23 protein-coding genes are annotated in these 25881 nt (G+C 66.9%); 10 read left to right on the top strand and 13 right to left on the bottom strand.

Features of this window, described 5'->3' with window-relative positions:
* Position 1 precedes the first annotated feature (1 nt).
* The 3 genes from D3226_RS04150 to D3226_RS04140 are packed head-to-tail and all read right to left on the bottom strand — an operon-like array spanning position 2 to position 2291.
* Positions 2–679 carry a response regulator transcription factor gene (locus D3226_RS04150; protein ID WP_337248892.1) on the bottom strand — a complete coding sequence of 226 codons (678 nt, stop codon included), beginning with the start codon at positions 677–679 and terminating at the stop codon, positions 2–4.
* A complete protein-coding gene (locus tag D3226_RS04145; protein WP_202381101.1) occupies positions 676–969 on the bottom strand; it encodes a hypothetical protein in 294 nt (97 codons plus the stop codon). The genes D3226_RS04150 and D3226_RS04145 overlap by 4 nt, the downstream gene beginning before the upstream one ends.
* Entirely contained in the window at positions 966–2291 is a 1326-nt protein-coding gene (locus tag D3226_RS04140; protein ID WP_202381100.1) for a sensor histidine kinase, read from the bottom strand. Before D3226_RS04140 ends, D3226_RS04145 begins: the two co-directional genes overlap by 4 nt.
* A 260-nt stretch (positions 2292–2551) precedes the next feature.
* Here D3226_RS04140 and D3226_RS04135 point away from each other — a divergent pair, with 260 nt between their 5' ends.
* The 5 genes from D3226_RS04135 to D3226_RS04115 all read left to right on the top strand — a co-directional run bounded on the left by D3226_RS04135 (position 2552) and on the right by D3226_RS04115 (position 7861).
* Positions 2552–3577 (top strand): hypothetical protein, encoded by a 1026-nt coding sequence (locus D3226_RS04135; protein WP_202381099.1) that lies wholly within the window; start codon positions 2552–2554, stop codon positions 3575–3577.
* A 5-nt stretch (positions 3578–3582) separates the two neighbouring features.
* A complete protein-coding gene (locus tag D3226_RS04130; protein ID WP_202381098.1) occupies positions 3583–5124 on the top strand; it encodes an efflux RND transporter periplasmic adaptor subunit in 1542 nt (513 codons plus the stop codon).
* On the top strand, positions 5121–5978 hold the full coding sequence (locus D3226_RS04125; protein ID WP_202381097.1) for an ATP-binding cassette domain-containing protein: 858 nt from the start codon (positions 5121–5123) through the stop codon (positions 5976–5978). The genes D3226_RS04130 and D3226_RS04125 overlap by 4 nt, the downstream gene beginning before the upstream one ends.
* Positions 5975–7189 carry an ABC transporter permease gene (locus D3226_RS04120; protein WP_202381096.1) on the top strand — a complete coding sequence of 405 codons (1215 nt, stop codon included), beginning with the start codon at positions 5975–5977 and terminating at the stop codon, positions 7187–7189. Before D3226_RS04125 ends, D3226_RS04120 begins: the two co-directional genes overlap by 4 nt.
* A gap of 87 nt (positions 7190–7276) precedes the next feature.
* Positions 7277–7861, top strand: coding sequence for a hypothetical protein (locus D3226_RS04115; RefSeq protein WP_202381095.1), 585 nt, complete (start codon positions 7277–7279; stop codon positions 7859–7861).
* A gap of 43 nt (positions 7862–7904) precedes the next feature.
* Here the strand turns inward: D3226_RS04115 and D3226_RS04110 are convergent, their stop codons facing one another.
* Positions 7905–8957, bottom strand: coding sequence for a hemolysin family protein (locus tag D3226_RS04110; RefSeq protein WP_202381094.1), 1053 nt, complete (start codon positions 8955–8957; stop codon positions 7905–7907).
* Positions 8954–10300 (bottom strand): CNNM domain-containing protein, encoded by a 1347-nt coding sequence (locus D3226_RS04105; protein ID WP_202381093.1) that lies wholly within the window; start codon positions 10298–10300, stop codon positions 8954–8956. Before D3226_RS04105 ends, D3226_RS04110 begins: the two co-directional genes overlap by 4 nt.
* 243 nt (positions 10301–10543) lie before the next feature.
* On the opposite strand from D3226_RS04105, the gene D3226_RS04100 reads away from it, so the two are divergent.
* Genes D3226_RS04100 through D3226_RS04090 form a run of 3 tightly spaced genes read left to right on the top strand, consistent with a single transcriptional unit; the run spans position 10544 to position 15800 of the window.
* Positions 10544–14278, top strand: coding sequence for a multifunctional oxoglutarate decarboxylase/oxoglutarate dehydrogenase thiamine pyrophosphate-binding subunit/dihydrolipoyllysine-residue succinyltransferase subunit (locus D3226_RS04100; RefSeq protein ID WP_237462225.1), 3735 nt, complete (start codon positions 10544–10546; stop codon positions 14276–14278).
* Positions 14279–14301: 23 nt separating this feature from the next.
* On the top strand, positions 14302–15042 hold the full coding sequence (locus D3226_RS04095; protein WP_237462224.1) for a FadR/GntR family transcriptional regulator: 741 nt from the start codon (positions 14302–14304) through the stop codon (positions 15040–15042).
* Positions 15039–15800 (top strand): PDC sensor domain-containing protein, encoded by a 762-nt coding sequence (locus D3226_RS04090; RefSeq protein ID WP_237462222.1) that lies wholly within the window; start codon positions 15039–15041, stop codon positions 15798–15800. The genes D3226_RS04095 and D3226_RS04090 overlap by 4 nt, the downstream gene beginning before the upstream one ends.
* Here the strand turns inward: D3226_RS04090 and D3226_RS04085 are convergent.
* From D3226_RS04085 to D3226_RS04065, 5 genes are all read right to left on the bottom strand, one after another.
* Positions 15797–16567, bottom strand: coding sequence for a type 1 glutamine amidotransferase (locus D3226_RS04085; RefSeq protein WP_237462221.1), 771 nt, complete (start codon positions 16565–16567; stop codon positions 15797–15799). The genes D3226_RS04090 and D3226_RS04085 overlap by 4 nt on opposite strands.
* Complete coding sequence (locus D3226_RS04080; RefSeq protein WP_337248891.1) at positions 16567–17283, bottom strand: gamma-glutamyl-gamma-aminobutyrate hydrolase family protein; 717 nt, start codon at positions 17281–17283, stop codon at positions 16567–16569. Before D3226_RS04080 ends, D3226_RS04085 begins: the two co-directional genes overlap by 1 nt.
* Before the next feature lie 2 nt (positions 17284–17285).
* Positions 17286–18002, bottom strand: a complete 717-nt coding sequence (locus D3226_RS04075) for a substrate-binding periplasmic protein (RefSeq protein WP_337248890.1) — start codon at positions 18000–18002, stop codon at positions 17286–17288.
* Positions 17999–19420, bottom strand: a complete 1422-nt coding sequence (locus tag D3226_RS04070; protein ID WP_202381091.1) for a glutamine synthetase family protein — start codon at positions 19418–19420, stop codon at positions 17999–18001. The genes D3226_RS04075 and D3226_RS04070 overlap by 4 nt, the downstream gene beginning before the upstream one ends.
* Before the next feature lie 106 nt (positions 19421–19526).
* The gene (locus D3226_RS04065) at positions 19527–20747 is read right to left on the bottom strand and encodes a cytochrome P450 (RefSeq protein WP_202381090.1); all 1221 of its coding nucleotides are present in this window, start codon (positions 20745–20747) and stop codon (positions 19527–19529) included.
* Between the two features lie 226 nt (positions 20748–20973).
* Here D3226_RS04065 and D3226_RS04060 point away from each other — a divergent pair, with 226 nt between their 5' ends.
* Positions 20974–22311, top strand: a complete 1338-nt coding sequence (locus D3226_RS04060) for an FAD-dependent oxidoreductase (RefSeq protein ID WP_202381089.1) — start codon at positions 20974–20976, stop codon at positions 22309–22311.
* Between the two features lie 14 nt (positions 22312–22325).
* A complete protein-coding gene (locus D3226_RS04055; protein WP_202381088.1) occupies positions 22326–22784 on the top strand; it encodes a flavodoxin domain-containing protein in 459 nt (152 codons plus the stop codon).
* Positions 22785–22918: 134 nt separating this feature from the next.
* On the opposite strand, the gene D3226_RS04050 is transcribed toward D3226_RS04055, so the two are convergent.
* From D3226_RS04050 to D3226_RS04040, 3 genes are all read right to left on the bottom strand, one after another.
* Complete coding sequence (locus D3226_RS04050) at positions 22919–23713, bottom strand: gamma-glutamyl-gamma-aminobutyrate hydrolase family protein (protein WP_202381087.1); 795 nt, start codon at positions 23711–23713, stop codon at positions 22919–22921.
* Between the two features lie 80 nt (positions 23714–23793).
* A complete protein-coding gene (locus D3226_RS04045; protein WP_202381086.1) occupies positions 23794–25290 on the bottom strand; it encodes an APC family permease in 1497 nt (498 codons plus the stop codon).
* Positions 25291–25479: 189 nt separating this feature from the next.
* The gene (locus D3226_RS04040) at positions 25480–25836 is read right to left on the bottom strand and encodes a cupin domain-containing protein (protein ID WP_202381085.1); all 357 of its coding nucleotides are present in this window, start codon (positions 25834–25836) and stop codon (positions 25480–25482) included.
* Positions 25837–25881: the final 45 nt, after the last annotated feature.

The following is a 25881-nucleotide window of genomic DNA, read 5'->3' as shown; positions in this document are numbered from 1 at the left end:
CTCAGCCGCCAATAAAGCGGAACTGAAGCGCGCGCACCACGAGTTGCGCGAGGTTCTCGGCGGCGAGCTTCTCGCGGAGCCGCTTCACGTGCGACTTCGCGGTCCACACCGTAATGCCCTGCGACTCGGCGATCTCCTCATAGCTGCGGCCCTCGCACACCAGCAAGAGGATTGCGTACTCCGACGGGGTGAGCACCGGAGCAACGATCGGCGCGTCCGGGAGCGTATCCCCCGCGATCGAGATGTCGCTCGCGAGTCGCTTCAGCAGGGTGGGCGCCCCGCCCTCAGCCGCAAGCTTCACGGCAGCGCACAGGGTGTCCGGCGGCGCGGTCTTCTGCAGCGCGCAGATCGCTCCGGCCTCGAGCGCACGCGCCACCCCGGGCCCGGGCGACACGGTCGTGAGCACCACGACGCACGCGTCGGGGTTCACCCGCCGGATGAGCGCGGTCGCCTCGACCCCACTCATTCCGGGGGGCATGCTGAGGTCCATGAGCACCACATCCGGCCGGTGCTCCTCGTAGGCCGCAACCGCCGCCTCTCCGCTGTGTACGGGGACGAGCGGGCTGAGGCCCGGATCCCCTGCGAGTGCGTGCACAACCGCGCGCGTGGTCCACGGATCATCGTCGACGACGAGCACGCGAAGCGGAGCGGGTGCAGCAGCGGGGGCGGGGAAACTCACAGGCAGTACTTTCGGTACAGGGGCTTGTTGTGGATGAACCAGAACTTGCACTCGGCAAGCGTGGCGCGCGCATCTTCCTGGCCAGCATACGGATCGCCAGGAATGATCTCGTCTCCCATGAGATTGATGCCGCCGTCGCTTGCCTCGTCGGCACCCACGCCGGTCGCGCCGAGCACCTCGGCCGAGACCATCGTCACCGCCTCCGTATTCGCGGTCGCTGAGGCGGGCTGAGCGACCGCTCCGAGCAGCAGCAGGACAGTGGCGGCAAGAGTAGCAAAGAGGGCTTTCACACCCTCATTTCATCGACCTTCCCAGAATCCAGCATCCCCCGCTCGGGGGACGATTCCGAAGCCAAACCGTGTGTGGAAATCTGCGCGCCGCTGAGCGGCAGGAGCACGCGCACACCGTAGCGATCCTGCACGGTCTCTGCCTCGCACACGCCACCGCGCTGGGTGACGCGAGCCGAGAGGCTCCAGGGCACCTGGGTGACGGGGCTCGCCACCGGATTCTCCGACGCAAGCAGCAGCCACGTGCCCCGGGCATCAGTGATCGTGCGCACGCGAAGCGCACGCTCCCCCTCACCAGAGGCGTGCTTGATGATGTTGGTGACCAATTCGCGGAGCACAAACACTGCGTCATCGAGCGTGTCTGCGCGAATCGCCTCGGGCAACTCACCATATGTGGTGACGATGCGGGATCCGCCCGCCGCAGCGGCCTCACTGAGCCGCGCCACGGCGCTTCTCAGCTCGGCGGCCCCCACCGGCACCGCCGGCGCGCCAGCACCGTTTCCCCCGTGCAGCCCGGTAAGCAGCGCGCGGAGCTCGTCCTGCGCACTCTCCGTGCGCACCGCGAGTTCGCCCAGCATGCGCGCGGACTCATCGCGGTCCTGCTCAACCGAGAGCAAGCGCACGATGGCGAGCTGAGTGGCGAGACCGTGCGACACCGTGTCGTGCACGTCCGTCGCGACGCCCAAGCGCATCCGTTGGAGTTCCCGCTCGTGATCACGTGCGTTCTGCTCACGTTGCGCGATCTCGCGGCGGATGCGGGCCTCGACCAGGTACGCCGCAGCACCGAGCAGCGCGATGTACGCCCACGAGTAGAGCTGCATCCCGAGCGGCATCGCGGTCTCCGGGGTGAGTGTGCGAGCCAACCAGCCAGCTCCCACCAGCACACCGAGCATCACGAGCGACCAGCGCCACGCAAACCGCACGAGCAGCAGCCCCGAAGCGAACTCGAGCGCCGTATAGAACGGGTTGAGGTATTCGGGGAAGACGAAGAGGAACACCACGAAGAGCGCGGCGGCAACCGTGCCGCTCGCGAGCGGGATAAACGCACTCGCGATGACGAGCAGGCCCGATGCGTAGTGAAACAGGAGGTAGAGCGGTTCCGAACTCTCCGCAGCGGAAGGAAGCAGCCCGGACAGGCCGAGGAGCAACGCGAAGCCGCGAATGGGCGGATCGACGAAGCGCGTGCCGAGTGCCCAGCGCGCAATCTTCGCCCGGACTGGCGAACGCTCAACCCATGCGGGGAGCGACCAGGCGGGCGTGCGGGTCTCAGCCGAGCTGGACATGCGCGCGGCACGAGCGAGAGCGAGGCGCGGAAGCGGCGCCAAACTGCGGAGTGTGCATGCGCCCCAGTATAAACGCCCAGCGCAGACCCCTCAGCTGAGGGATGTGGCGCACGGTTTCGTGCGCATAGTCTGCGCGGAGGGCTCGCCGGGCACACAGGCGTGCGCAGTTTTCACATTCGACCGTAGTACCCGGGTACCGACCTTGTGGAAAACGACGCTCGCGCCGCCGTCGCTGTGCTAGCTTGACGAACTACTCATGTGTTGCGGGGTCTCTGCAACGAACTACTCACAATCGAGGTGGCATGTCTTCACGCACACGTTCCGCACGCATTTGGCTTCCCGCGTCTCTGGCGATCGCTGCGCTCGCGCTCAGCGGCTGCAGCTCCGCGAAGGGCGGGTCGAACGCCGAGGTTGAGGAGGGGCCGCTCGACAAGTACCTCTCCGTGCTCTGGGACGGCGAGGAGTACACGCAGGAGAAGCTCGACAAGGATCAGCTGAAGATCGAAGAGCTCGTCGCCGAGTGCATGACGAAGGAGGGCTTCGAGTACAAGCCCAACACGCAGTCAGGCGGCGTGGTCATCTCCTCGGAAGACGAACAGGACGGCCCGGCGTGGGGCAGTGAAGAGTTCGTCAAGGAGTACGGCTACGGCATCGTCAACTGGCCGGGCATGAACGACCAGCCCGAAGAGCCCGGCGAGGAGCAGGTTGATCCGAACCAGAAGTACGTTGAGTCGCTCAGCGACTCCGAGCAGCAGGCCTTCTACGAGACCCTCCACGGCACCGGCCCCACCGAAGAGCAGATGGCCGAGATGGAGGAGAGCGGCAGCTACCAGAGCGACTGGACGCAGGAGGGCTGCTACGGCGCCGCACAGCACGAGGTGAACGGCGACATGGCCGGGGCCTACGAGGACCCCGAGTTCGCTGATCTCTTCGCCGCGATGAACGAGATGTACAACGGCATGTGGGACGAGGAGAACCTGAGCCCCGAGATTGAGAAGCTGAACACGAAGTGGTCAGACTGCATGGCTGATGCGGGCTACCCTGACCTCACGTCCCCCATGACCGCTCAGAACTCCATGAACGAGGAGTACTACAGCCTGGGTGAGTCCACGGACGAGGAGTACAAGGAGCCGAGCAAGAAGCAGAAGGACGAGTTCCAGAAGCGCGAGATCGAGATGGCCACCGCAGACTTCAGCTGCAAGAAGAAGGTCGACTTCGAAAAGACCGAGCAGAAGATCATGTTCGACGCGCAGCAGAAGTTTGTTGACGAGCACAAGTCCGAGCTCGAGGCACTGACCTCGAAGTACAGCACGAAGAAGAAGGACTAACTCCGGTGAAGTTCCCCCAGCGCCCGAAGCGCAAGCGTGCCCGGGCGGCGCAGCAGCCTGCCGATTCGACGGTCACCTCGGCCGACCTCACCGAGGCTGGCGAGCCGTCGAGCGACGGCACAGACGCCGCACCGGGGCGTGCGCGTCGCGGGTTGCGGGGGAACTGGTCGGGGACCCGACTCGTTGGGCTCATCGCCGCGGTCGCGGTCGTCTCGCTGCTGATCGGCGTTGCCGTGATGCAGTTCATCGTCTCCCCTGCGGAGCTCGCCGCACGCACTGCGCCGCCGAAGGCTGGACCGGTCACGGCGCCCATCGAGGAGCGCGAGCTCGAGAACACCGTGGTGACCCGCGGCGAGGTAACGTACGCGGACGCCGTGAGCGTCACGCTCGACGCCGCGGGCTCGGAAGACCGCCCCGTTGTCACGGGCCACGTGCCCGAGGTCGGCACGGTGCTCAACGCAGCGAACATCGCGCTTGAGGTGGCCGGGCGACCAGTCATCGTGCTCCCCGGCGCACTCCCCGCCTACCGCACGCTGAGCATCGGGATGCGCGGCCCGGATGTGACGCAGCTGAAGCAGGCACTCGACGGGATGGGTTTCTGGGCGGGCGACACCGCTTCCGACGTGTTCGAGTACGACACGGCAACCGCGCTCGGCGCGCTCTACGAGCAGATCGGGTACTCGGCACCAGCGGGCGGAAGCCAGGCGCAGGAAACGCTCCAGACCGCCGAACGCGCGGCACGAGACGCGGGCGTGCAGCTCGCGCAGGCGCAGGCCGCACTTCAGGAGGCGACGTCGGGCGGCGCGAAGAATCTCCTCTCTGAGCAGGCTGCCGTGACCTCGGCAAACGATGCGCTCGTCGACGCACAGGACGCGCTCGCGACCGCGCAGCAGGGCGTACTGCCCACGCTCCCCTCGAGCGAGGCACTGTTCCTCGGGGGGCTCCCCCGCCGCGTGGACGAGGTGTCGGTTGCGCGCGGCGACATCCTCTCCGGTTCGCCGATGACGGTGTCGGGCGCCACCCTCACCATCGAGGGCAGCATCTCAAAGCAGGACGCTGAGCTGCTGAGCGAGGGCCTCATCGCAACGTATCCGGGGCCCGACGGAACCGATCTCACCGCGAAGGTGGCGCAGATCGTCGCACCGAAGAGCAAGAAGGCCGCGGGCGAAGGGGAGTCCGGCGGCGAGGGCGGCAACGCCGGTGGCGGCGGTGGTTCCGCGGGCGGCGACTCGAGCCGCTACACGGTACGTCTCACGCCCGTGGACCTGAAGCCCGAACAGATCGACGCGCTCCGCGGCACCAACGTGCGCGTTCGGGTGCCCGTCGCGGCAACCGACGGCGAGGTGCTCGCGGTGCCCATCGCGGCGCTGTCCGCAGGTTCGAGCGGCGAGGATCGCGTCGAGCTACTCGTCTCGGAAGACCAGGGCGCTGACGCGAAGACTGAGATCGTCAAGGTCAAGACCGGCCTTGCGGCTGACGGCTACGTTGAGATCACCTCCGATGACTCGCGGATCACCGCGGGTGCCCGCGTCGTGGTTGGTCGATGAGCTCGGTCGAGGCGCTCTTCGCCGAGTCGGAGCCGGCTGGCGCGGAACCCACGCCGGACGAGTCCGCGAAGCCTGAGCGAGACCGCGATGTGGTGCGCCGCGCGCGCAAGCGCGCCCGCGCGAACGCGCGCGAGGCGCAGAGCGACGGTGGCGCACTTGCAGCGGGCAACCCTGACTTTGCCGGCCCGATCGTCCAGCTGGAGGATGTCACGCGGTTCTTCCCTGGCCCGCCGCCGGTGAACGCGCTGCGCGGCGTGAACCTCACCGTGGAGCGAGGAGACTACCTCGCGATTGTCGGCCCGTCTGGCTCGGGAAAGTCGACGATGCTGAACACGCTCGGCCTGCTCGACCGCCCAAGCACCGGCCGCTTTCTCTTCGAGGGGATCGACGTCTCCGAGCTGAGCGACGACCAGCGATCCGCACTCCGCGGCCGGGCAGTCGGGTTCGTCTTCCAATCGTTTCACCTCATGCCCACACGGACCGTGCTCGAGAACGTCATGCTTGCCGGCACCTACGCGGGCCTCACCCGAGAGGAGCGCGAACCGCTTGCCCGCACTGCGCTCGAGCGCGTGGGTCTCAGCCACCGCGTCGACTTCTCGCCGAACACGCTCTCGGGCGGCGAGCGTCAGCGCGTGGCCATCGCCCGCGCCGTATGCACCTCTCCGCGACTCCTCCTCGCCGATGAGCCGACGGGCAACCTCGACCGTGAGAACTCCGCGTCCATCATGCGGCTCTTCGACGAGCTCGGCGCCGACGGCCTCACCATCGTCATGATCACCCACGACGCCAAGGTGGCTGACGCGGCCCGTCGCCGGGTCCGCATCAGCGACGGCGAACTTCAGGAGCTGTCATGAGCGGCCGCATCTCATTCCGGGCGCTGATCCACGAGGCGTTTGAGGGCATCGGTTCACGCCCTTCGCGGCTCGTCATCACGCTCATCGGCACCGTGCTCGGCATCGCCTCGCTCGTCGCGACCATCGGTTTTGCGCAGACCGCAGCGGGTCAGATCTCGCAACAGTTCGACGCGCTCGCCGCGACGCGCGTCACGGTTGAACCAGGGTCGACCAAGGCCGCAGGCGGAAAGGAGCGCGCCACCGCAAAGCTGCCCTGGGACTCCGTCGACCGGGTCACGCCGCTTGCGGGCGTGGAGAGCGCCGCACTCATCGGGAAGCTGCCCGCCTCGCTCGAGGTTGAGGCAGTGCAGATCACCGACCCCTCCGAATCGCAGAAGGCGTCGCCGCCCGTGCTCGGGGCCTCCCCCGAGCTGCTCGACGTGGTGCAGGGCAAGATCCGGGCGGGGCGCTTCTTTGACGCAGGTCACGATGCACGCCACGACCGCGTCGCGGTGCTCGGCGCCGAAGCGGCGAAGCGGCTCGGCGTGAACCGTATCACCGGCCAGCCGGCCGTGTTCGTCGACGGCAGGGCCTACACCGTGATCGGGATCCTCGGGAAGGTCGGCACGCGCGCCACACTCCTCGACTCCGTCATCGTGCCGCTCGAGACCGCACGCTCAGAGCTGGGGCTCGGCACGGCGCAGAACCTCGACATCCGCATCGATGTCGGCGCGGGGTCCGTGGTGGCCAAGCAGGCTCCCATCGCGCTCAATCCGAACTCCCCCGATGCGTTCAAGGTGGGCGCGCCCACAAACACCAGCTCGCTTCAGGCCAACGTCGAGTCAGACATCAATGTGCTGTTCCTCGCAATCGGCATCGTCGCTCTCATCGGCGGCGGCATTGGTATCGCCAACGTCACCCTGCTCTCGGTCTCCGAGCGCCGCGGCGAGATCGGCCTGCGCCGCGCGCTGGGCGCTCGCACCCGTGACATTGCGCAGCAGTTCATGCTTGAGTCGGTGACGATCGGCATCCTGGGCGGGCTCATCGGTGTGGTGGTGGGGCTCTTTGCGCTCATCGCGGTCTGCCTCGTGCAGAACTGGACACCGGTGCTCGCGCTCTGGGCCGCGCCCGTCGGCGTGGTCGTCGGCGCGCTCGTGGGTCTCCTCGCGGGCGGGTACCCGGCTATCAAGGCCGCCAGGGTGGAACCGGTCGACGCGCTGCGCGACTCCTGATCGCTTCACACCGGGCTATCGGCGCGCTCCCACCTTCCCCGCGTAAGCTCTCCACCGGTTGTCCCGGACAGAGCGCAGGAGGTGGTGGTGGCTTCGACCGTCAATCGTTCGGTACGCACGCTGGGCTTTGCCGCTGCGGTGACCGCATCGATCCCGCTCTGCCTCACCGGTTGCGCTCCCGCACCAAAGGCAGCAGCGCCGCAGGCGACCGAACTGCGTGCGTCCGCGGAGTCAGGCTTTCTGGCCCGACCCGCCGAACGCCAGTACGAAATCGCTGAGACCACGCTCACTGAGCCGATCGCGCTTCCCCTCGGCGGCACCGTTGATGGCGAGCTCGAATCGCACGGTTTCCTAGTGCTCACCGACGGTGTGATCACCCAGGCACAGTTTGGCCTCGCGCTCGCCGGTTTCCCCGAGGCCACTTTTGTCCTCACCGAGCCAACGGTGCTTCGCCCCGAGGGCAGTCCCGACGGCACGGTCACGGCCGTCGGCACGCTGTCGGTGGGCGGCGCCGAGCGACCCGGGATCCGCCTGAAGCTCACCCCCACCGTATTGGGCTCCGACTCGGTTGAGTTCGACCTCAACCTCGCGGTCCCCGACAACCCCTTCTACGCGGGCGAAGACCCGAGCATCGACGAGGTCGCTGCGCACGTGGTACTCACTGCGCGCTAGCGTGCCGGGGTGACCGCGGAACCCGCGATCACCCCGATACGTTCTAGTGTTCGATGTGGCGCTGTCGACGCGTCGCGTCATGCACCTCGCCGACGAGCTCCTCAATGACGTCCTCCAAGAAGACAACGCCGAGCTCAGTCCCGGCCGCATCGTGGATGCGCGCGAGGTGGATGCCCCGCGCCTGCATGCGCGCGAGCACATCCTCCAGCTCAGTCTCTGCGTGCAGCGAGACCATCTCGCGGATGCGCTTCGCGGGGATCGGCTCGGTGATCCGTTCCTCCCCCAGCCGCACCAGGTCCTTGATGTGCACGTAGCCCGCGAGACCGCCGTTCTCACCGGCGATCGGGTAGCGCGAGAAGCCGTGCTTCGCCACTGCCGCGTCGACGTCCTCCGGGGTTGCGCCCCACGGCAGCACGATGAGTCGCTCCTCAGGGACGAGAAGGTCAACCGCACGCTTCGTGGTGAACTCGAACGCCGCGGTCAGTGCGCCGCTGCGGTCCTCCAACACGCCCTCGCGTGTGGAGTGATTCACGATACTCGCGACTTCCTCGAGCGTGAAGGTGCTGTTCGTTTCCGATTTCGGCTCCACCTTGAAGAGGCGCAGCACGCCGTTCGCGATCGCATTGAGTGCGGCGATGACATGCTTGAACACCCGCGACACCGCGACCAGCGGCGGCGCGAGCAGCAGCACGGCCTGATCCGGAATCGAGAACGCAGCGTTCTTCGGGATCATCTCGCCGAACACGACGTGCAGGTAGGTGACGATGAGCAGCGTCAGCACGAACGCGGTGATGCTGACCACCTCTGCCGACAGCCCCGTCCACGATAGCGGCCCCTCGAGCAGGTGGTGGATCGCGGGTTCCGAGACGTTCAGGATGAGCAGCGAACACACCGTGATGCCGAGCTGACTCGTGGCCAGCATCAGCGTCGCGTGTTCCATCGCGTAGAGCGCGGTCTTCGCGCGCTTTGATCCGGCCTCGGCGCGCGGTTCGATCTGCGAGCGCCGCGCGGAGATCACCGCAAACTCCGCACCGACAAAGAAGGCGTTCGCGATCAGCAAGATCACGAGCCAGACGAGTCCCATCCAGTCGCTCATCGTTCGCCTCCGTTCTCGGGCTCGGCGTGCTCTTCGGCGTCCGCCGGAATCAGCGCACCGGTGTAGCGCAGTCGCGCGATCCGGCGCCCGTCCATGCGCTCAACGCGCAGGGTACCGCCGTCGGCCAGCTCGACGGTCTCACCCACCTCGGGGATTCGGCCAAGCTCGCGAAGCACAAAGCCCGCGACCGTGTCGTAGTCATCGTCCTCGGGGATCTCCACCCCCGTCTGCTCGCGCACCTCGTCAGGGCGCAGGTCTGCGGGGAACGTCATCTCCTCGGCCGTGCCAACGACGCCAGCCGCCGCACGGTCGTGCTCATCCGCGACTTCGCCGACGATTTCCTCGACGAGGTCCTCGAGCGTCACGATGCCGGCGGTGCCGCCGTACTCGTCCACAACGATGGCGAGCTGGAAGCCGCTCGAGCGGAGCGCGCCGAGCAGCTGGTCGAGCCGCATCGTGTCGGGCACGCGCACCACGTCTTCAACGAGCGCCGCAACCGGCACCTCGCCGCGCTTTGCGCGCGGCACGGCGACCGCGTGCTTCACGTGCACCACGCCCACGATGTCATCCCGGTCTTCATCGATCACCGGGAATCGCGAGTACCCCGACCGGCCGGAGAGCTCGAGCACAGCCTGGGCCGGCTCGAGCCGCTGCACGCTCTCGATCTTCAGCCGCGGCGTCATCACGTCGGCGGCGGTCAGCTCGGAGAAACGGAGCGTGCGGTCGAGCAGGGTCGCCGTGTCGGCCTCCAGCAGGCCGGCGCTCGCGGAGTGCCGCACGAGCGAGGACAGCTCCTCGGCCGAGCGCGCACCGGACAGCTCTTCCTTCGGCTCGATGCCGATGGCGCGGAGCATGCCGTTCGCGCTGCCGTTCAGCACCAGAACTGCGGGCTTGAAGGTGGCCGTAAACGCTGCCTGCGCGGGCATCACGAGCTTCGCGGTCGCGAGGGGACGAGCCAGCGCAAAATTCTTGGGCACAAGCTCACCCACGATCATCGAGAACACCGTCGCAAGCGCGATGGCCACCGGGGCGCTGATCGCGCGACGCAACTCCTCGGGCACGCCGAGCGCGCCGAGCGGACCGTTCAAGAAGCTACTGATCGAGGGTTCGAGCGTGTAGCCGGCAAGCAGCGTGGTGAGCGTGATGCCGAGCTGCGCACTGGAGAGGTGCGTCGAGGTGATCGAGAGCCCGCGAATGACACGGTCGAGGCCACGCTCGCCGCTCTCTCGGCGCCGCTCGAGATCCTGTCGATCAAGGGCGACCAAGGAAAACTCGGCGGCGACAAAAATGCCGGTGCCGACAGTCAGAATGAGGCCGATCAGCAGAAGGAGCCAGTCGTTCACCTGCGACTCCCCAGACGTTCAGGTTGCCGCGCCAGCGCGCGGCAACTACTCGGAGGGTCGGAGGGTCTTCGAGAATCAGCATCCATGGTCAGACGATTTTATCAGCACCCACTGGGAAACGTGCGAGGGAGTGTTGCCGAAAGTTCCCCGGGAAAGGCGTAGGCTGGTGTGTGGTACGGCTACGGTGCTGCACCCCGATCCAGGAAACTTGCCACACAAATGGCACGACCGAGAGGAATCGCTTTGGCAGAGCGCACGGAGACCCCCGACCAGGCGGGTCCCGCAGAAGATTTTGGCGCAAATGCTTGGCTCGTCGATGAATTGTGGAAACAGTTCCAGGTCGACAAGAACTCGGTCGACCAATCGTGGTGGCCGGTGCTGGAGCGATACGGCGCAACCGTAGCCTCCGGAGAGAGCACGCAGCAGGGCAGTGCGGCCCCGGCAGCTCCGGCAGCGACGACGCCGCCCCCCGCAGCACCACCCGCCACTGCGCCGGTGACTACCCCCGCGCAGCCTGCGCGCACCACGAATACTGCGCCGCGCCAAACGCCGATTCCCGCTGACGCGCCCCGCGCACCGCGCGCCGCACGCACTCCGGTTGAGCCCGAGGCTCCCGAGACGCACGAGGATGTGGTCACCCCGCTCAAAGGCATGGCGCGCACACTCTCGAAAAACATGGATCAGTCGCTCACCGTTCCCACGGCAACGAGTGTGCGCACGATCCCGGCGAAGCTGCTCATCGACAACCGCATCGTCATCAACAACCACCTGCGTCGCAGCCGCGGCGGCAAGGTCTCCTTCACGCACCTGATCGGCTGGGCGCTGATCCAGACGCTGAAGGAGTTCCCGAGCCAGAACGTCGCGTACACCGAGGTCGACGGCAAGCCCTCGCTCCTCGTGCCCGCGCACGTCGGTATTGGCATCGCCATCGATCTCCCGAAGCCCGACGGCACGCGCTCACTCATGGTTCCGGTCGTGAAGCGCGCGGAAACCCTCGACTTCAACGAGTACCTCGCCGCGTACGAGGATCTCGTGAAGCGCGCCCGCGGCGGCAAGCTCACCGCGAGCGATTTCCAGGGCGGCACCGTTTCACTGACGAACCCCGGCGGCATCGGCACCGTGCACTCGGTTCCGCGCCTCATGCAGGGCCAGGGCTGCATCATCGGCGCGGGCGCGCTCGAGTACCCGGCCGAGTTCCAGGGCGCATCGGAGGAAGTGCTCACCCAGCTCGGCATCTCGAAGACGATCACGCTGACGAGCACGTACGACCACCGCGTCATTCAGGGTGCGGGATCGGGCGAGTTCCTGAAGCTCGTGCATGAGCGCCTCACCGGCGGCCACCGCTTCTACGAGGAGATCTTCGCCGCGCTGCGTATCCCCTACAAGCCGGTGCAGTGGGCGTCCGATATTCACGTCGACATCTCCGGCGCGGTCGACAAGTCGGCGCGCGTGCAGGAGCTCATCAACTCCTTCCGCGTGCGCGGCCACCTCATGGCCGACACCGACCCGCTCGAGTACGTGCAGCGCACGCACCCCGACCTCGAAATCGAGTCGCACGGCCTCACCTTCTGGGACCTCGACCGTGAGTTCGTCACCGGCGGCATCGGCGGGCAGCGGAGCATGAAGCTGCGCGATATCCTCGGCGTGCTGCGCGATTCCTACTGCCGCAAGATCGGCATCGAGTACATGCACATCCAGGATCCCGCGCAGCGGCTCTGGCTGCGCGAGCAGCTCGAGGTGAACTACGCGAAGCCGAGCCGCGATGAGCAGATGCGCATTCTCGAGAAGCTCAACGAGGCCGAGGCCTTCGAGACCTTCCTGCAGACGAAGTACGTCGGCCAGAAGCGCTTCAGCTTGGAGGGCGGCGAATCCGTCATTCCGCTGCTCGATGCCATGCTCATCGACGCGGCTGAGGACGGCGTCGATTCGGTCGACGTCGGCATGGCCCACCGCGGCCGCCTCAACGTGCTCTCCAACATCGCGGGGAAGACCTACGGGCAGATCTTCCGCGAGTTCGAGGGCGCGCAGTCCGCGAAGGCCGGCTCGGGCGACGTGAAGTACCACCTCGGCACTTCCGGCGTGTTCACTGCGCCGAACGGTACGCAGGTGCCGATCCACCTCGCCGCTAACCCCTCGCACCTGGAGACCGTGAACGGCGTGCTCGAGGGCATCGTGCGCGCGAAGCAGGACCTGAAGCCCATCGGCTCGTTCACCACCCTGCCGATCCTCGTGCACGGTGACGCGGCGATGGCCGGTCAGGGCGTTGTCTACGAGACGCTGCAGATGTCGCAGCTGCGCGGCTACCGCACGGGCGGCACGATCCACATCATCATCAACAACCAGGTGGGCTTCACCACGCTGCCGATGGACTCGCGCTCCGCCGTGTACTCCTCGGACGTCGGCAAGGTCGTCCAGTCGCCTATCTTCCACGTGAACGGCGACGACCCCGAGTCGGTCGTGCGCGTCGCGAAGCTCGCTTACGAGTTCCGCCAGCGCTTCCACATCGACGTCATCATCGACCTCATCTGCTACCGCCGCCGCGGCCACAACGAGGGCGACGATCCCTCGATGACGCAGCCGCTCATGACGGATCTGATCGAGGCGAAGCGCTCGACCCGACGCCTCTACACGAGCGCGCTCGTCGGCCGCGGTGATATCACCGAGGAGGAGTACGAGAAGGCGAAGCAGGACTTCCAGGATCGCCTGGAGCTTGCATTCCAGGAGACGCACGCGGCGCAGACGGGTTCGATCCCGATCATCGATCAGAGTGGGATCGGACAGGTCGCCGAAATTGGTGGCCCCGGCCCCGCACCGCTCGAGACGGCAGTCGACCGCAGCGTGATCGAGCGCATCGGTGACGCGCACGCGAACAAGCCCGCGGGCTTCACCGTGCACCAGAAGCTGCAGCAGCTGCTCAACAAGCGCGCGGAGATGAGCCGCGAGGGCGGCATCGACTGGGGCTTCGGCGAGCTGCTGGCCCTCGGCTCGCTGCTCATGGAGGGCACCGCGGTGCGCTTCGCTGGTCAAGATGCCCGCCGTGGCACCTTCGCCCAGCGGCACGCCGTGTTCCACGACCGCGCGAACGGCCAGGAGTGGATCCCGCTGCTCAACCTCTCTGAGGAGCAGGCACGCTTCTGGATCTACGACTCGCTGCTCTCCGAGTACGCCGCGCTCGCGTACGAGTACGGCTACTCGCTGCAGCGCGAGGATGCTCTCGTGCTGTGGGAAGCACAGTTCGGCGACTTCGCGAACACCGCGCAGGCGGTCGTCGACGAGTACATCGCCGCAGCCGAGCAGAAGTGGGGCCAGCGCTCCTCCGTCGTGATGCTGCTGCCGCACGGTTACGAGGGCCAGGGCCCGGATCACTCGTCCGCGCGCATCGAGCGCTACCTCCAGCTGTGCGCCGAGGACAACATGATTGTCGCGCGCCCGTCGACGCCGGCGAACTACTTCCACCTGCTGCGCCGTCAGGCGTACGCACGCCCGCGCAAGCCGCTCGTGGTGTTCACCCCGAAGTCGATGCTGCGCCTGCGCGGCGCAACTTCGAGCGTTGAGGACTTCACGACCGGGCACTTCCAGCCGGTGCTCGATGACCCGAAGGTCGACGACAAGTCGGCCGTGCAGCGCGTGCTGCTCGTCTCGGGCAAGATCTACTACGATCTGCGCGTTGCGCTCGACAAGAACCCGGATCCGCGGATTGCGATCGTGCGCGTCGAGCAGTACTACCCGATGCCGATCGTCGAGGTCGGTCGCGTCCTCACGCAGTACAGCGGCGCCGATCTCGTCTGGGTACAGGATGAGCCGGAGAACCAGGGCGCTTGGCCCTTCATCTCGCTCGAGCTCTCGAAGCACCTCGCAAACGATCGCATTGACGTCATCTCGCGTACCGCATCCGCAGCGCCGTCCACCGGCTCCGCCAAGGTGCACGCGGTGGAGCAGGAGGCGCTGATCGCGCGCGCGCTGCGCTTCGAGGACTGACGATCCACGTGCAGCATCCGCTCTTGAGTGACCCGTCCCCTCGCGGCACCGACTCCGTGTCGCTGCCGCAGGGGGACGGGATCGCCCAGCGGATCGCAACCGCCATCTCGCTCGGCATGCTGAGCGTGGGCGAGCGTCTCCCCCCGGAGGCCGAACTGGCGAGCCAGTTCGGCGTCGCCGTTGCCACGCTGCGCAAGGCGCTCGCCGCGCTGCGGGAGCAGGGTGTCGTCGAGACTCGGCGGGGCAGAAACGGTGGCACCTTCGTGGTGCAGGCGCCGTTCCCCTCCCCTGAAACGCTGATCGCCGCGCTGCGTCAGATCAGCACGGTCGCGCTGCGCGACTTCTTCGACGAGCACGCCGCCGTGTCAGGAATGGCCGCGCGGCTGGCCGCGGAGCGCGCGGTGCCCGGCATGCGGACGCGTCTCGCAGAGTTCGCGTTCGAGGCGCGTGAGGCTCCGGCCGGTCACGCACGGGCGCTCGCGGACAGTCGGTTCCACTTCGAGGTGGCGGTGCAAAGCCACTCACAGCGACTCCTTGCAGCGGAGCAGCGCTTGCAGTCTGAGCTCTCGCCGTTTCTGTGGTGCGAGGAGATCTGCAGCGCGTCCACGCAGCTCGCGTTCTCCGAACACCTCGCGATCGTCATGGCGATCGAGCAGCGCCAGCCCGAGGAGGCGCAGCGCCTCGCGGTCGAGCACGTGCGCGAAAACATGCGGTTGATCATCGAGGGCAAGTTCACGCTTGGCCGGCGGGAGGGAACCGCATGAGCGCGGAACTGGGCACATCAGCCGATATCACGCTGAGCACGGGCCTCAGCGAGGAGATCGCCGCGATCACCGCGGAGATCTCGGCGTGGTTCTCCGCGCGCTTCGCGCACCTGGAGGTGCTCGCTGGTGAGATGATCGCGGCGCTGAAGCTCGACGAACACCGTCGGCTCGAGCTCACCGAGTCCACGCGCCGACGCATGAAAGCGGTTGCGGTTCGCGCGCTTGCCGACCACCCCGTGTTGGATGGCTGCGGTGTCATCTTCGCGCGCTCCGCGCTCGACACCGAGAACGGGCACCTGGAGTGGTGGGTGCGCGAGGACGAGGCGCGCTTCGCGCGGTACTCGTTCGGGGTCGTCCCCGGTGGGGACCGCTACTACGACTACGAACACCACGAGTGGTTCATTCGCGCGTTCCACCACGGCGTGCCCGCGCTGGTGGGCCCGTACGTTGACTACCTCGGGGTCGAGGCGTACGTCGTGACGCTCACAGTGCCTGCGCAGCACGGCGACGCTCGCCTGGGGGCAGTGGGAACGGACATCCAGGTCAGCGATCTCGAGCAGGAGTTGCTCCCGGTGCTCCTGCGGAGCGCGCGGTCACTCGCGCTCGTTGGGCGCCACGGCAACGTCATCCTGGGCAATAGCTCCCGCTTCTTGCCCGGCGAATTCGTTCCCGCGGAGGCGCCCGGCACCGAACGCGTCGCGCTCGGGCCGGACTCCGCCGGGGTGTCGCTGCTCATCGCAGCGCCGCTCGCGCGCTAGGCAGGACGCGCGCCCACGTTCTCTTCGGCGCGGGCGTGCTCGTTTCTCACGAGGGTAGCGAAGCGCTCGGCCACGCTTCCCCAGATGTCGCGCAGCTGGGGTTCCGCGGCGCGCACCGTCTGCACGACGGAGTCGCCGGTAAGCCCGAGCTCGGTGAGGCCGTCTCCCTCCTCAACCACCCAGTCCTCCGCGGTTCCGGTGAGCGCCTCCGGGTGAAACTGCACGCCCCACGCCATCGACCCCACTCGAAACGCCTGGTTCGCACAGGCCGCATTCGATGCGAGGAGCTGAGCGCCGGCAGGCAGCACGGCGGCTTCGAGCCAGTGCCACTGCACGGTTGGTGCGGCCCCGCCAGCGAGGTCGCCAAACACCGGATCGTCGGCCGCCTCGCCGAGGAACGACACGCTCGCGAGCCCGACCTCTGGGCCGCCGGCCATGAGCCGCACCTCGCCGCCGAGGGCGGTGGTGAGCAGTTGCGCACCCAGGCAGATCCCCAGCGTGGGCGTCTCACGTGCCACGCCCTCCGCGAGCAGCGCCCGCGCCGCGGGCAGCCACGGCGCGCGTTCGTCGTCGCCCGGCCCCATTGAGCCGCCCAGCACGATGAGCCCGGCCACGCCGTCAAGCGAGGCGGGGAGCCCTGCTCCGGTCGCGGGCCCCACGGTGCGCAGTGTGAGCCCCTGAGCCCTCAGCCGCTCCGCGAAGTGGCCGATGCCGGCATTGCCCTGATGCTCGACGACGAGCACCACCGGCGAAATGTTCTCGGCCATCAGACCACCACCCTTTCCTGTTCCGCGGCGGCACCCGCGCGCGCAACCAACCAGTCAAACAGTGCCTGCTGCGTGGAGTCCGTCGCAGCAGTGTCCTCGGGGTGCCACTGCACCGCGATCAGCTCCGCGTGCTCGTGTTCGAGCGCCTCGACTACTCCGTCTGGCGCGCGACACACGACGCGAAGCCCTGCCCCGATCGTATCGACCGCCTGGTGATGGTACGAGGACACGCTGAGCTCGGTGACGCCGAGCGCCGTGGCGAGCGCAGAGTCTGGCGCCACCTCGACCGGGTGCACGCTGTTGCGATGCACGCTGTCAGGCGCAAGATCCTGAATCATGGTGCCGCCACACTCGACGTTGAGTAGCTGAAACCCCCGGCAGATGGCGAGCACCGGGATCCCACGCTCGATTGCAGCGGCGAGGAGATCCGCCTCGAACTGATCCTGCGCCGCGAAGTCCGCCCGCACCGTCGTGGGCAGCGGTGCCTGTCCGTAACGCGCAGGGTCAAGATCGAATCCACCAGGGAGCAGCAGCCCGTCCATGCCACGCAGCCGCTCACTTGCGACGGTGGGCCCCTCCGCGAACAGCGTGAGGGGCTCACCACCGGCGCGCACCACAGACCGGAGCACGGCGGTTGCGACCGCGGTGCCGTCGAATCGGAGCCCGTGGATCTGTGTCGACCACATCCCGGCAACCGCGATGCGTGGCGCGCGCACAGTCACGCCCCCGGTGCCAGGGGGAATGGCAGCAGCGGCATCCAGCGCTGCCACACGCGCGCAAGCGAACCATCGGCGATGACTGCGGCGAGCGCGGCGTCGATCTCTGTGCGAAGCGCGTCGTTGCCAGGCGCGACGCCGATGCCCCAGCGGTTTCCGGTCAGCACGGTGAAGGCCTCGACAAAATCGGGATCCTCCTGTCCCAGCGGAATCATCACCACATCGTCATCAACAAAGCCGTCAATCTCGCCAGAGCGAGTGGCCTCAATCATGTCGCTGAACACGTCGTCGCTCGCGCCGAAGCTCACCAGTTCGACACCGGGGAAGGTCTCAGCGAGCTTCATGTTGGTGGAGTGCGCAATGGCGCCAATGCGGTATCCGGAGAGCGCGTCGACCGAGCGGGCGGGGTCATCAGCGCGCACAATCAGCGTCTCGTTGAACACGGCGTATGGCTGGGTGAAGTCAACGAGCGCAGCGCGCTCCTCGGTCATGCCCTGGCCACACCACACCGCGTCCGCGTCCCCGCGGCGCACCGCTGGGATCATGTCCTCCCAAGGCAGCATCACCCACTCGATGGTGGCGCCGAGTCGCTCGGCGACGAGCGCGGCAGCGGCGGGCTCGTAGCCATCGCGGGTGATCCCGTCGGGGCTCTTCGAGAAGAGCGGCAACGCCTCTGAATCAATGCACGCGAGTCGGAGCGTGCGAGTTGTGTTGGTCACGGAATTGCCTCCCAGTACTGATCGAATTCCCACTGTGAAATCTGGCCGCAGTAGCGCGCCCACTCGTCCCGCTTGAGCTGCAGGAAGATGCGTGTGAGCTCCTCGGGCATTGCGCCCATGAGGTAGCTGTCTGCCTCGAACGCCTCAATTGCGCTGCCAAGCGTGTTCGGCACGACGACCTCACCGAGTGCGGGGTTGAGGGAACCGGGCTCCCCCGGGTCGAGCTTCTGCTCGAGCCCGTGCTCGATGGCCGCAAGCAGGTAGAGGTGCGAGAGGTGCGGGTTCACGCTCGCGTCGGGCAGGCGGTATTCCATTCGCCCGTTGGCGGAAATGCGCACCGCGACCCCGCGGGTGTCGAGGCCCCAGTCGGCGCCGGAGGGCGCGAACTGGCCGGCATCCCAGTACCGCTTGTACGAGTTGACCGTCGATCCCATGACCAGCATGGAGCCCGGCGTGTGCATGAGCATGCCGGCGATCGCGTTCCGCGCGGGCTCCGTGACGTGCAGCTCCACCCGGCCGTCCTCAATGACGTTCTCGTCGCCGCGCCACAGGCTGAGGTTGTGATGGCACCCATTGCCCATCTTGCCGTTGTATGGCTTCGCCATGAAGCTCGCGTGGATCCCGAGTTCTCGCGCCACCTGCTTGCAGATCTGGCGGTAGGTGGTCATGCGCTCAGCGGTGAGCTCCGCACGGTCGAAGTCCCAGTTCAGCTCGAGCTGGCCGTCATCCTCGTAGTCGCCCTGGATCATCGCGAAGTCGAGTCCTTGTGCGTAGCTGATCACCTTTTTGAACACCGGCCGCATCTTCTCCAGGTTCTCCACCTGGTATGCGGGGCTCTGGTCATCCTTGCACTTCACGTCCATGCCGGGCCCGGTCCAGGTCATCTCCGGCTCCAGGCCGGATCGGAGCTCAAATCCGGTCCGCGCGGTGAACGAGCGGTGCGCGGCACGGAACAGCGCGCGGGTATCGAGCGGGATCAGGCCGCCCGAGCCCTCTCCGAGCTGGGGCGGATCGTAGGCCGTGCAGAAGATTCGTCCGACCTCCGGGTCCCACGGCAGCACCTGGAAGGTCTCCGGTTCGGGCAATCCCCAGAACTCGTGCGCGTCAACACCGCCGCCGATGAGTTCGCCCTCGCGGCTGGTTTGCAGATCGGTGAGCGCGGTGCGGTGGAACGCGATGCCCTTCCGCAGCATCCGTTCGTAGTGCTCCGCGGGAACCACCTTGGCGACCGTGCGACTGCCGAGGGTGGGGATCATGTAGTAGATGTACTTCACACCGGTTTCCCGGATGCGCTCGCCGAGTACCGCAACGGTCTCCGGCTGCATGTTGGCGTCCTGGTGCCGGGCGAAGGCGGTCGTGTCAGCGAGAATCTCGCGCAGCGCCGCGCCGAAGCTCCCGCCCGTAGTGGGGTCAGACATGGTGAAGTGTTCCTTTCATCGTTGGAAGGGGTCGTTTGGGCAGCACTGCCCAGGGTTCCCGCGGGAACCCGGTGCGGGTGCGACGCTCAGGCGTCGCTTGCCGCTGCTAGCGCACCGTGAAGGTAATGGGCAGCCGAATCGGGCCGTGGTTCCCCGAGTCGGGCAGCCACTCGTCGCCGCCGGGGCACGAGATGTCAGTCAGTCGCTCGGCGAGCATGGGGATCGCGATCCCCATGTCGGCGCGGGCGATGTAGTGCCCAAGGCAGTGGTGTACTCCCCCGCCAAATGTCTGGTGAGGCTTGCGGCCCTCGGCCTCGATATCGATCTCGGGGTCGGGGAACGCAGCCGGGTCCGTGCCACTCGACATCGTGAACAGGTGCACTGTGGTGCCCTTCGCGATCGAGAGGCCCTCGTACTCGAAGTCCTCGTTCGCCTCGCGCGTCACCCAACGCGTGGTCGGGTTGACTCGCAGGCCCTCCTCGAGCGCCGGCTTGGCGAGCTCCGCAGGCCGGGCAGCGAGCTTCTCCCACTGCTCGGGATTGCGCATGAACGTCTGCAGGATCAGCCCAATCTGGTTGCGCGTCGTGTCCATGCCGCCGAACAGCATGAGCACGAGCGCGTTCCTCAGCTCCGCATCGCTCAGCTTGTCGCCGTCTTCCGAGAACTGCACGAGGCGGGACACCACATCCTGCCCGGGCTCCGCGCGGCGCTCGGCAATCAGCTGCTCGACAAAGTCGTACAGCTCCTGCACGGCAACATCAACGCGCTCAATGTCCTCCTTGATCGAAACGGAGAGCGCATAGCCCACGGTGTTCGCCCGGTCGGCAATGAACGGCCAGTGCTCATGCGGCAGTCCTAGCATGGCGCAGAGTGCGCGGGTGGCAAACGGCTCGGCGAACGCCGCGACGAAGTCCACGCGATCGCCGCGCTGCTGCGCTGCAATCATCTCGTCAATGAGCTCGCGCGCAATCTCAGCAAACTCGGGCTCCAGCCGGCGCGCCACCGTGGGCGAGAATGCCGGGTTGAGCAGGCGCCGAATGCGGTGGTGCTCATCGCCTTCGAGCACCAGCAGATTCTTTGCCCACCATTCGTAGAACACCCCCGAGTGGACGCCGTGATGATCTGGCCACTGTGCGCTGCCCTGATTGAGGCTCGGGTGCTTGAGGAGCTCGGTGACTTCGCGGTAGCGGAGTACGCCGAAGCCATAGTTCGTGCGTGCGACCCAGCTCCGCGAGCGGGCGTCACGCACCGCTTCCGAGTTCATCGCAAACTCTGGGGCGGCGATGTCGAGGTAGGGCAGATCAGTCTCCACCAGTGTTCCGGGCATTCGTACTCCTTTGTCGAACGTGGTCTCGCGCTGTCGCTGCAAGAGCCGGTAGCAAATAAGTTATCGATGAATGATTTAATTTGCAAGACTTCCCAGCAATCACCAAAGCTCAATGAAATTGCTGTTCATAAATCATTCACAAGATCCATGTTTATGGGTACACTCGGGTGCAGCCGCCGTGCAACGCCGCACGCAACGGCAGCCCCTGTCACACAAAGGAGCTGTGATGCCCTCCCCCTCCACACCACACATTGCCATCGTCGGCAGTGGTCCAGCCGGGTGCTACCTGGCAAGCGCACTGCTGCGCGCGCTCCCCGACTGCGAGATCACCCTGTTCGACCGACTCGCGTCTCCGTACGGGCTCATCCGCTACGGCGTCGCCGCAGATCACCAGCACACCAAGGCGATCACTCGACAGTTCGAACGGCTGTTCGCGAACCCGGGAGTGCGCTTCGCGGGCGACATCACGATCGGCCGCGATGTCACCCTCGCCGAACTCGAGGGAAGCTTTGACGCCGTGGTGCTCGCCACCGGCCGCAGCGCAGATCGCCCACTCCCCGTGCCGGGCGGCGACCTCCCCGGGGTAATCGGATCCGGCGCGATCACCCGCGCGCTCAATTCCCACCCCGGCACAGCTCCGCTCCCACCACTCGGCAGCGATGTAGTGATCGTCGGCGCGGGCAACGTGGCCCTCGACCTCCTCCGCTTCCTCGTGAAGGATCGCTCAGGGTACGCCGCAAGCGACGTCGCCGACCCCGTGCTCGAGGCCTATCTCGCCGACCCCGTGCAGCGCATCACGGTGCTGAGCCGTTCGGACGCGGCGCGATCAAAAGGTGACCCCCAAATGATCAAGGAGTTGATCGCTCTCCCGCGCGGGCGCTACACGACGAGCGGCGCGATGTGCGCGCCCGAGCACGCACCGAGCAGCACCCCTGAGGCACGCACCCCTGAGTCCCGCACCGCAGAGGCCCGCACCGCAGAGGCTCGCACCGCCGCGTACACGGACCTCACCGCGCCGACGCGCATCCCCACTGCGGGGCCGGATGTGCAGCTCATTTTCGGTGCGACGCCCGAGCGGGTGCGGGGTGATGGCCACGTCACAGCGGTCGACGTGCAGACCGGCGCCGGCCTGACCTCCATCCCGGCGACCGCCGTACTTACCGCGATCGGCTTCGACTCCGATCCCGCGGACGAGCTTGCGCGGCTGTGCGCGGCGCCCTCCCCCGAGAGTGGGCGTCTGCGCCCCGGCCTCTACCGCACGGGCTGGGCGAAGCGTGGACCGAACGGCGCGATCCCCGAAAACCGGGCGTGCGCGAAAGCGGTCGCAGATGAGATCGTTTCGGATATCGCAGCCGGGATGCTCGTACCCAACGCGGCGAAGCGTGGATTCGCGGCGCTCCCCGCCCACGTGCGCGAGCAGGCCATCACGTTCGCCCAGTGGGGCGCCCTTGATGCGCACGAGCAGGCCTCCGCTCACCCCGATCGGGTGCGACAGAAACTCACCGACCACGCCGAGATGGCCGCGATTGCACGCGGCACGGCTGACACACGGACCCCAGCATGAAAGGAACCCCGCCCGTGAAATTCACTGTTTTGTACGGCACCGAATCCGGCAACTCCGAGCTGATCGCCGAGGACCTCGGCGCGAAGCTGCGCGAGGAGCACGATGAGGTCGAGGTGTTCGACCTTCAAAACTTCGATCCGGCGGACCTCACCCCCGAGCGATTTGTGCTCGTCGTGTGCTCCACGCACGGCGAGGGCGATCCGCCCAACACGGCGCTCCCCTTCATTGAGGCGTTCGACTCCGCACCACCCGAGCTCACTGGCGTGCGCTACGCCGTGTTCGGCCTCGGGGATACGTTCTACGAGGAGACCTACAGCCAGGGCAGCGAGCACATCGATCGCCGCTTCACCGCCCAGGGCGCGGAGCGCGTCGGCGAGTACGGCCGCCATGACGCTTCCTCCTGGGACCTCGGGAGCGATGTCGCGCTCGAGTGGCTGCCCGGTGTGCTCGACGCCGCGAGCGTCACAGCCTAATCGAACGGTCGCTGCACGACGCCGGCACGCCGGCGCTCGGAACGGAGAACTCGAAGGTAGAACTCGGCCGAGCCGGCGCCACAGGCCACGGGGCCCGAAGCACACACACTTCGGGCCCCGTGGCCTGTTCGGACCTACGCGGAGTGCGCCGCCCGATCCCGCGCTCGCGTGACGAGCTCTCCGAAAATCCGCGCCCGGTCCACCGGATCAGCGGCCGGCTCCTCCGGGTGCCACTGCATGCCCACCACCCAGGAGGCGGCGCGGTGCTCGGTGCCCTCAATGATTCCGTCGTGTGCCCGCGCACTCACGCGGAGCTCGGGCCCGATCGTCGCGACGGCCTGGTGGTGCCCGTTTCGCACGATCGCACGCGTGCGCCCCAGGATGCGCGCGATCTCGGATCCCGGCTCGAGCAGCACCTCCTCATCGATGAAGAGCGGCGAGCGCCCGCGGTGCAGCGACCAGTTCTCGATGTCGCCGATCAGGGTGCCGCCACAGGCCACGGCGAGGAGTTGCGATCCGCGACAGATTGCGAGCGTCGGCAGATCGCGCGCGACGCTCTCGCGGATCGCAGCGATACAGAACTCGTCCGCACGCCGATCAACGCCGTACTCATTCGCGGGCGGCGGACCGAAGTAGCCGTAGCACGCCCCGGCAACGTCCCCACCACCCAGGAACACGACCCCGCTGGCCTGCTCGAGCAGCTCCCGCTGGCCCTCCCGCCCGGGATCAGCAGAGTCGACCAAGCGCGGCCGACCTCCCGCAGCGCGCACCGCGTCGAATGCAATCCGAGTGAACGAGTCCTGCAGCTCGTGGGCGCCACGATCCATGCCGGGGAAGGTGAGTGACACGACGAGCGGAATCAGCGGCCCGGCCGGATCCTCCTCCGTGGTGTCAAGGAACGGGGTCGGGTCGACAACGAGATCTGTCATGCGGGGTCCTTTCATTCGATGTTCACGCGGGTGTGCCCCCGACTCCGAAAAGCCAGGGGCACACCCGCGCGCAGGAAGAGCTACGCGACCGTCTTGATCGGCCCACTCGCGTCTGCGGCGGGCGCGTCGCCGCGCTGATACGCCTTCGAAGCGAGCATGTAGATCCAGCCGACGGCGATCACACCGACGGTCGTCATGATGAGGAGGTAGTCCTCGGTCCACCCGCCGCCGGTGGGGCGCGGCCAGAGAATGTTCACGACCGCGGCGACGCCCCAGGCAAGCGCGATGATGTTCACCGGGTATGCCCACTTGCCCAGAGTGAACTTGCCCGCCGGCTTCCAGCCCATGATCCGCGCACGGAGCGCCGCGAGCACCACCATCTGGAAGCCCATGTAGATGCCCACCGTGCCGAAGCCGACCATTGCGGTCAGCGCGTTCTCGAGCAGCAGCGAGAACAGCACAACGGCGGCCGGGAAAAGCGCCGCCATGAGCAGTGCGTTGTGCGGCACGTGGCGTCGCTCGTTGAACTTCGCCAGGAATTGCGATGCGGGAAGGAAGCCGTCGCGGCCCATCGAGTAGATCAGCCGGCTTGCCGCGGCCTGCAGACTCGTAATGCAGGAGAGGAACGCGACAACGATGACGAACATCACGACAGGGAAGATCGGCCCGAACGCCTCGTGCAGCAGGCTGCCGATCGGGTCGACCGACTCTCCACTCGCGACCGCCTGGAAGTTCGGCACCGCCAGCACGAGCGAGAACACCAGCAGGTTCGCGGCAAAACCACCGATGTAGAGCGTCATACGCATGGCGCGCGGCACACGGCGACTCGGATCCTTAATCTCCTCTGCGACGTCCCCGTTCGCTTCAAAGCCGTAGTAGGCAAACATGCCGATCAGCGCCGCCGCGGCGAATGCCCCGAGATACCCGCCGGGTGCATCATTCCCGATACCCTGATTGTCGAAGAAGATTGAGAAGTCGTGCTTGCGGTGGAACAGCAACAGGTACACGCTGATCACCACGGCGCCAATCATCTCCGCGATGAGGCCGACGGTTGCCGCGAGGCTCAGCACCCGGGTACCTGAGAAGTTGAGGATCGTCGCAATCACGAGCGTGCCGAGCGCGACCAGCACGGTGCCACCGGCACTCAGCTCAGCCCCAATCACCGACGCAACGAACGGGGCGGCGCCGTACGACACCGCGGCGATCGTACCAACGAGCGCGACGACGTAGATCCAGCCGTTCATCCAGGCCCACTTGCGGCCCCAGAGCCGCCGCGACCAAGGGTAGACACCGCCGGCAACCGGGTAGTTCGACACCACTTCTCCGAAGATCAGGGCGACGAAGAACTGCCCCACCAGTGCGATGACGAGCGCCCAGGCCATGGGTGGGCCGGCCTGGCCGAGAGAGATCGCAAACATCGAGTAGATGCCGGCGATCGGGGACAGGTACGTGAAGCCGAGCGAGACGTTGCCCCAGAAACTCATTTCACGCTTGAACGTGGTGTCGTACGAGTAGCCGAGCGACGCCAGGTGAGCGGCGTCCTCATCGTGCTCGAGGACAGAATTATCGTGTGTCATGGTCGCGTGGTACTCCCTTGTACGTCGACGGTGAAGTGACTCCCGCGGGCGAGAGCTGGAATTAACCTACATGTGAATGTTTTAATGGGCAAGCATTCGGTCAATGACATCGAAAAGGAAACGACGCGCCCGGCGAACGCCGTGCGCTTGTGCACACGTCACCGCCGGGCGCGCGGGATCGAACTCGCCTCAGAGCATCACGTAGAACTTCTCGAGCGGCTCCATGATCTCCCACGTGCCGCGCCAGCCGCGCGGAAACGAGGCAACATCGCCGACACCGAGCTCCACTGGACTACCTCCGGATTCCGTGACAACGAGCCGCCCGGCGAGCACATGAATCACCTCTCCCATCTCGATAAAGTCCCATTCCGAGATGCCGGGATCGCAGCGCCAGAACCCGGTGTGGATGCCACGCTCCGCGTCCGAGGTGAACTCTTCGAGCCAGGTCTGCTGCACGCCAGAGACCGATACTCCCAGCGGCGGACCAAGCGGACCGGCCGCCGGAATTCGATCAAATACTTCCGAAACACGAACGTGCTGCGTCATTGCAACCTCCATCACTCCGGACTCACCCTGAGTCCGCGGAGGTTT

The organism is Leucobacter chromiireducens subsp. chromiireducens (genome assembly GCF_016758255.1).
Lineage (GTDB): Bacteria > Actinomycetota > Actinomycetes > Actinomycetales > Microbacteriaceae > Leucobacter > Leucobacter chromiireducens.
This window is presented reverse-complemented; position numbering and strand designations above follow the sequence as displayed.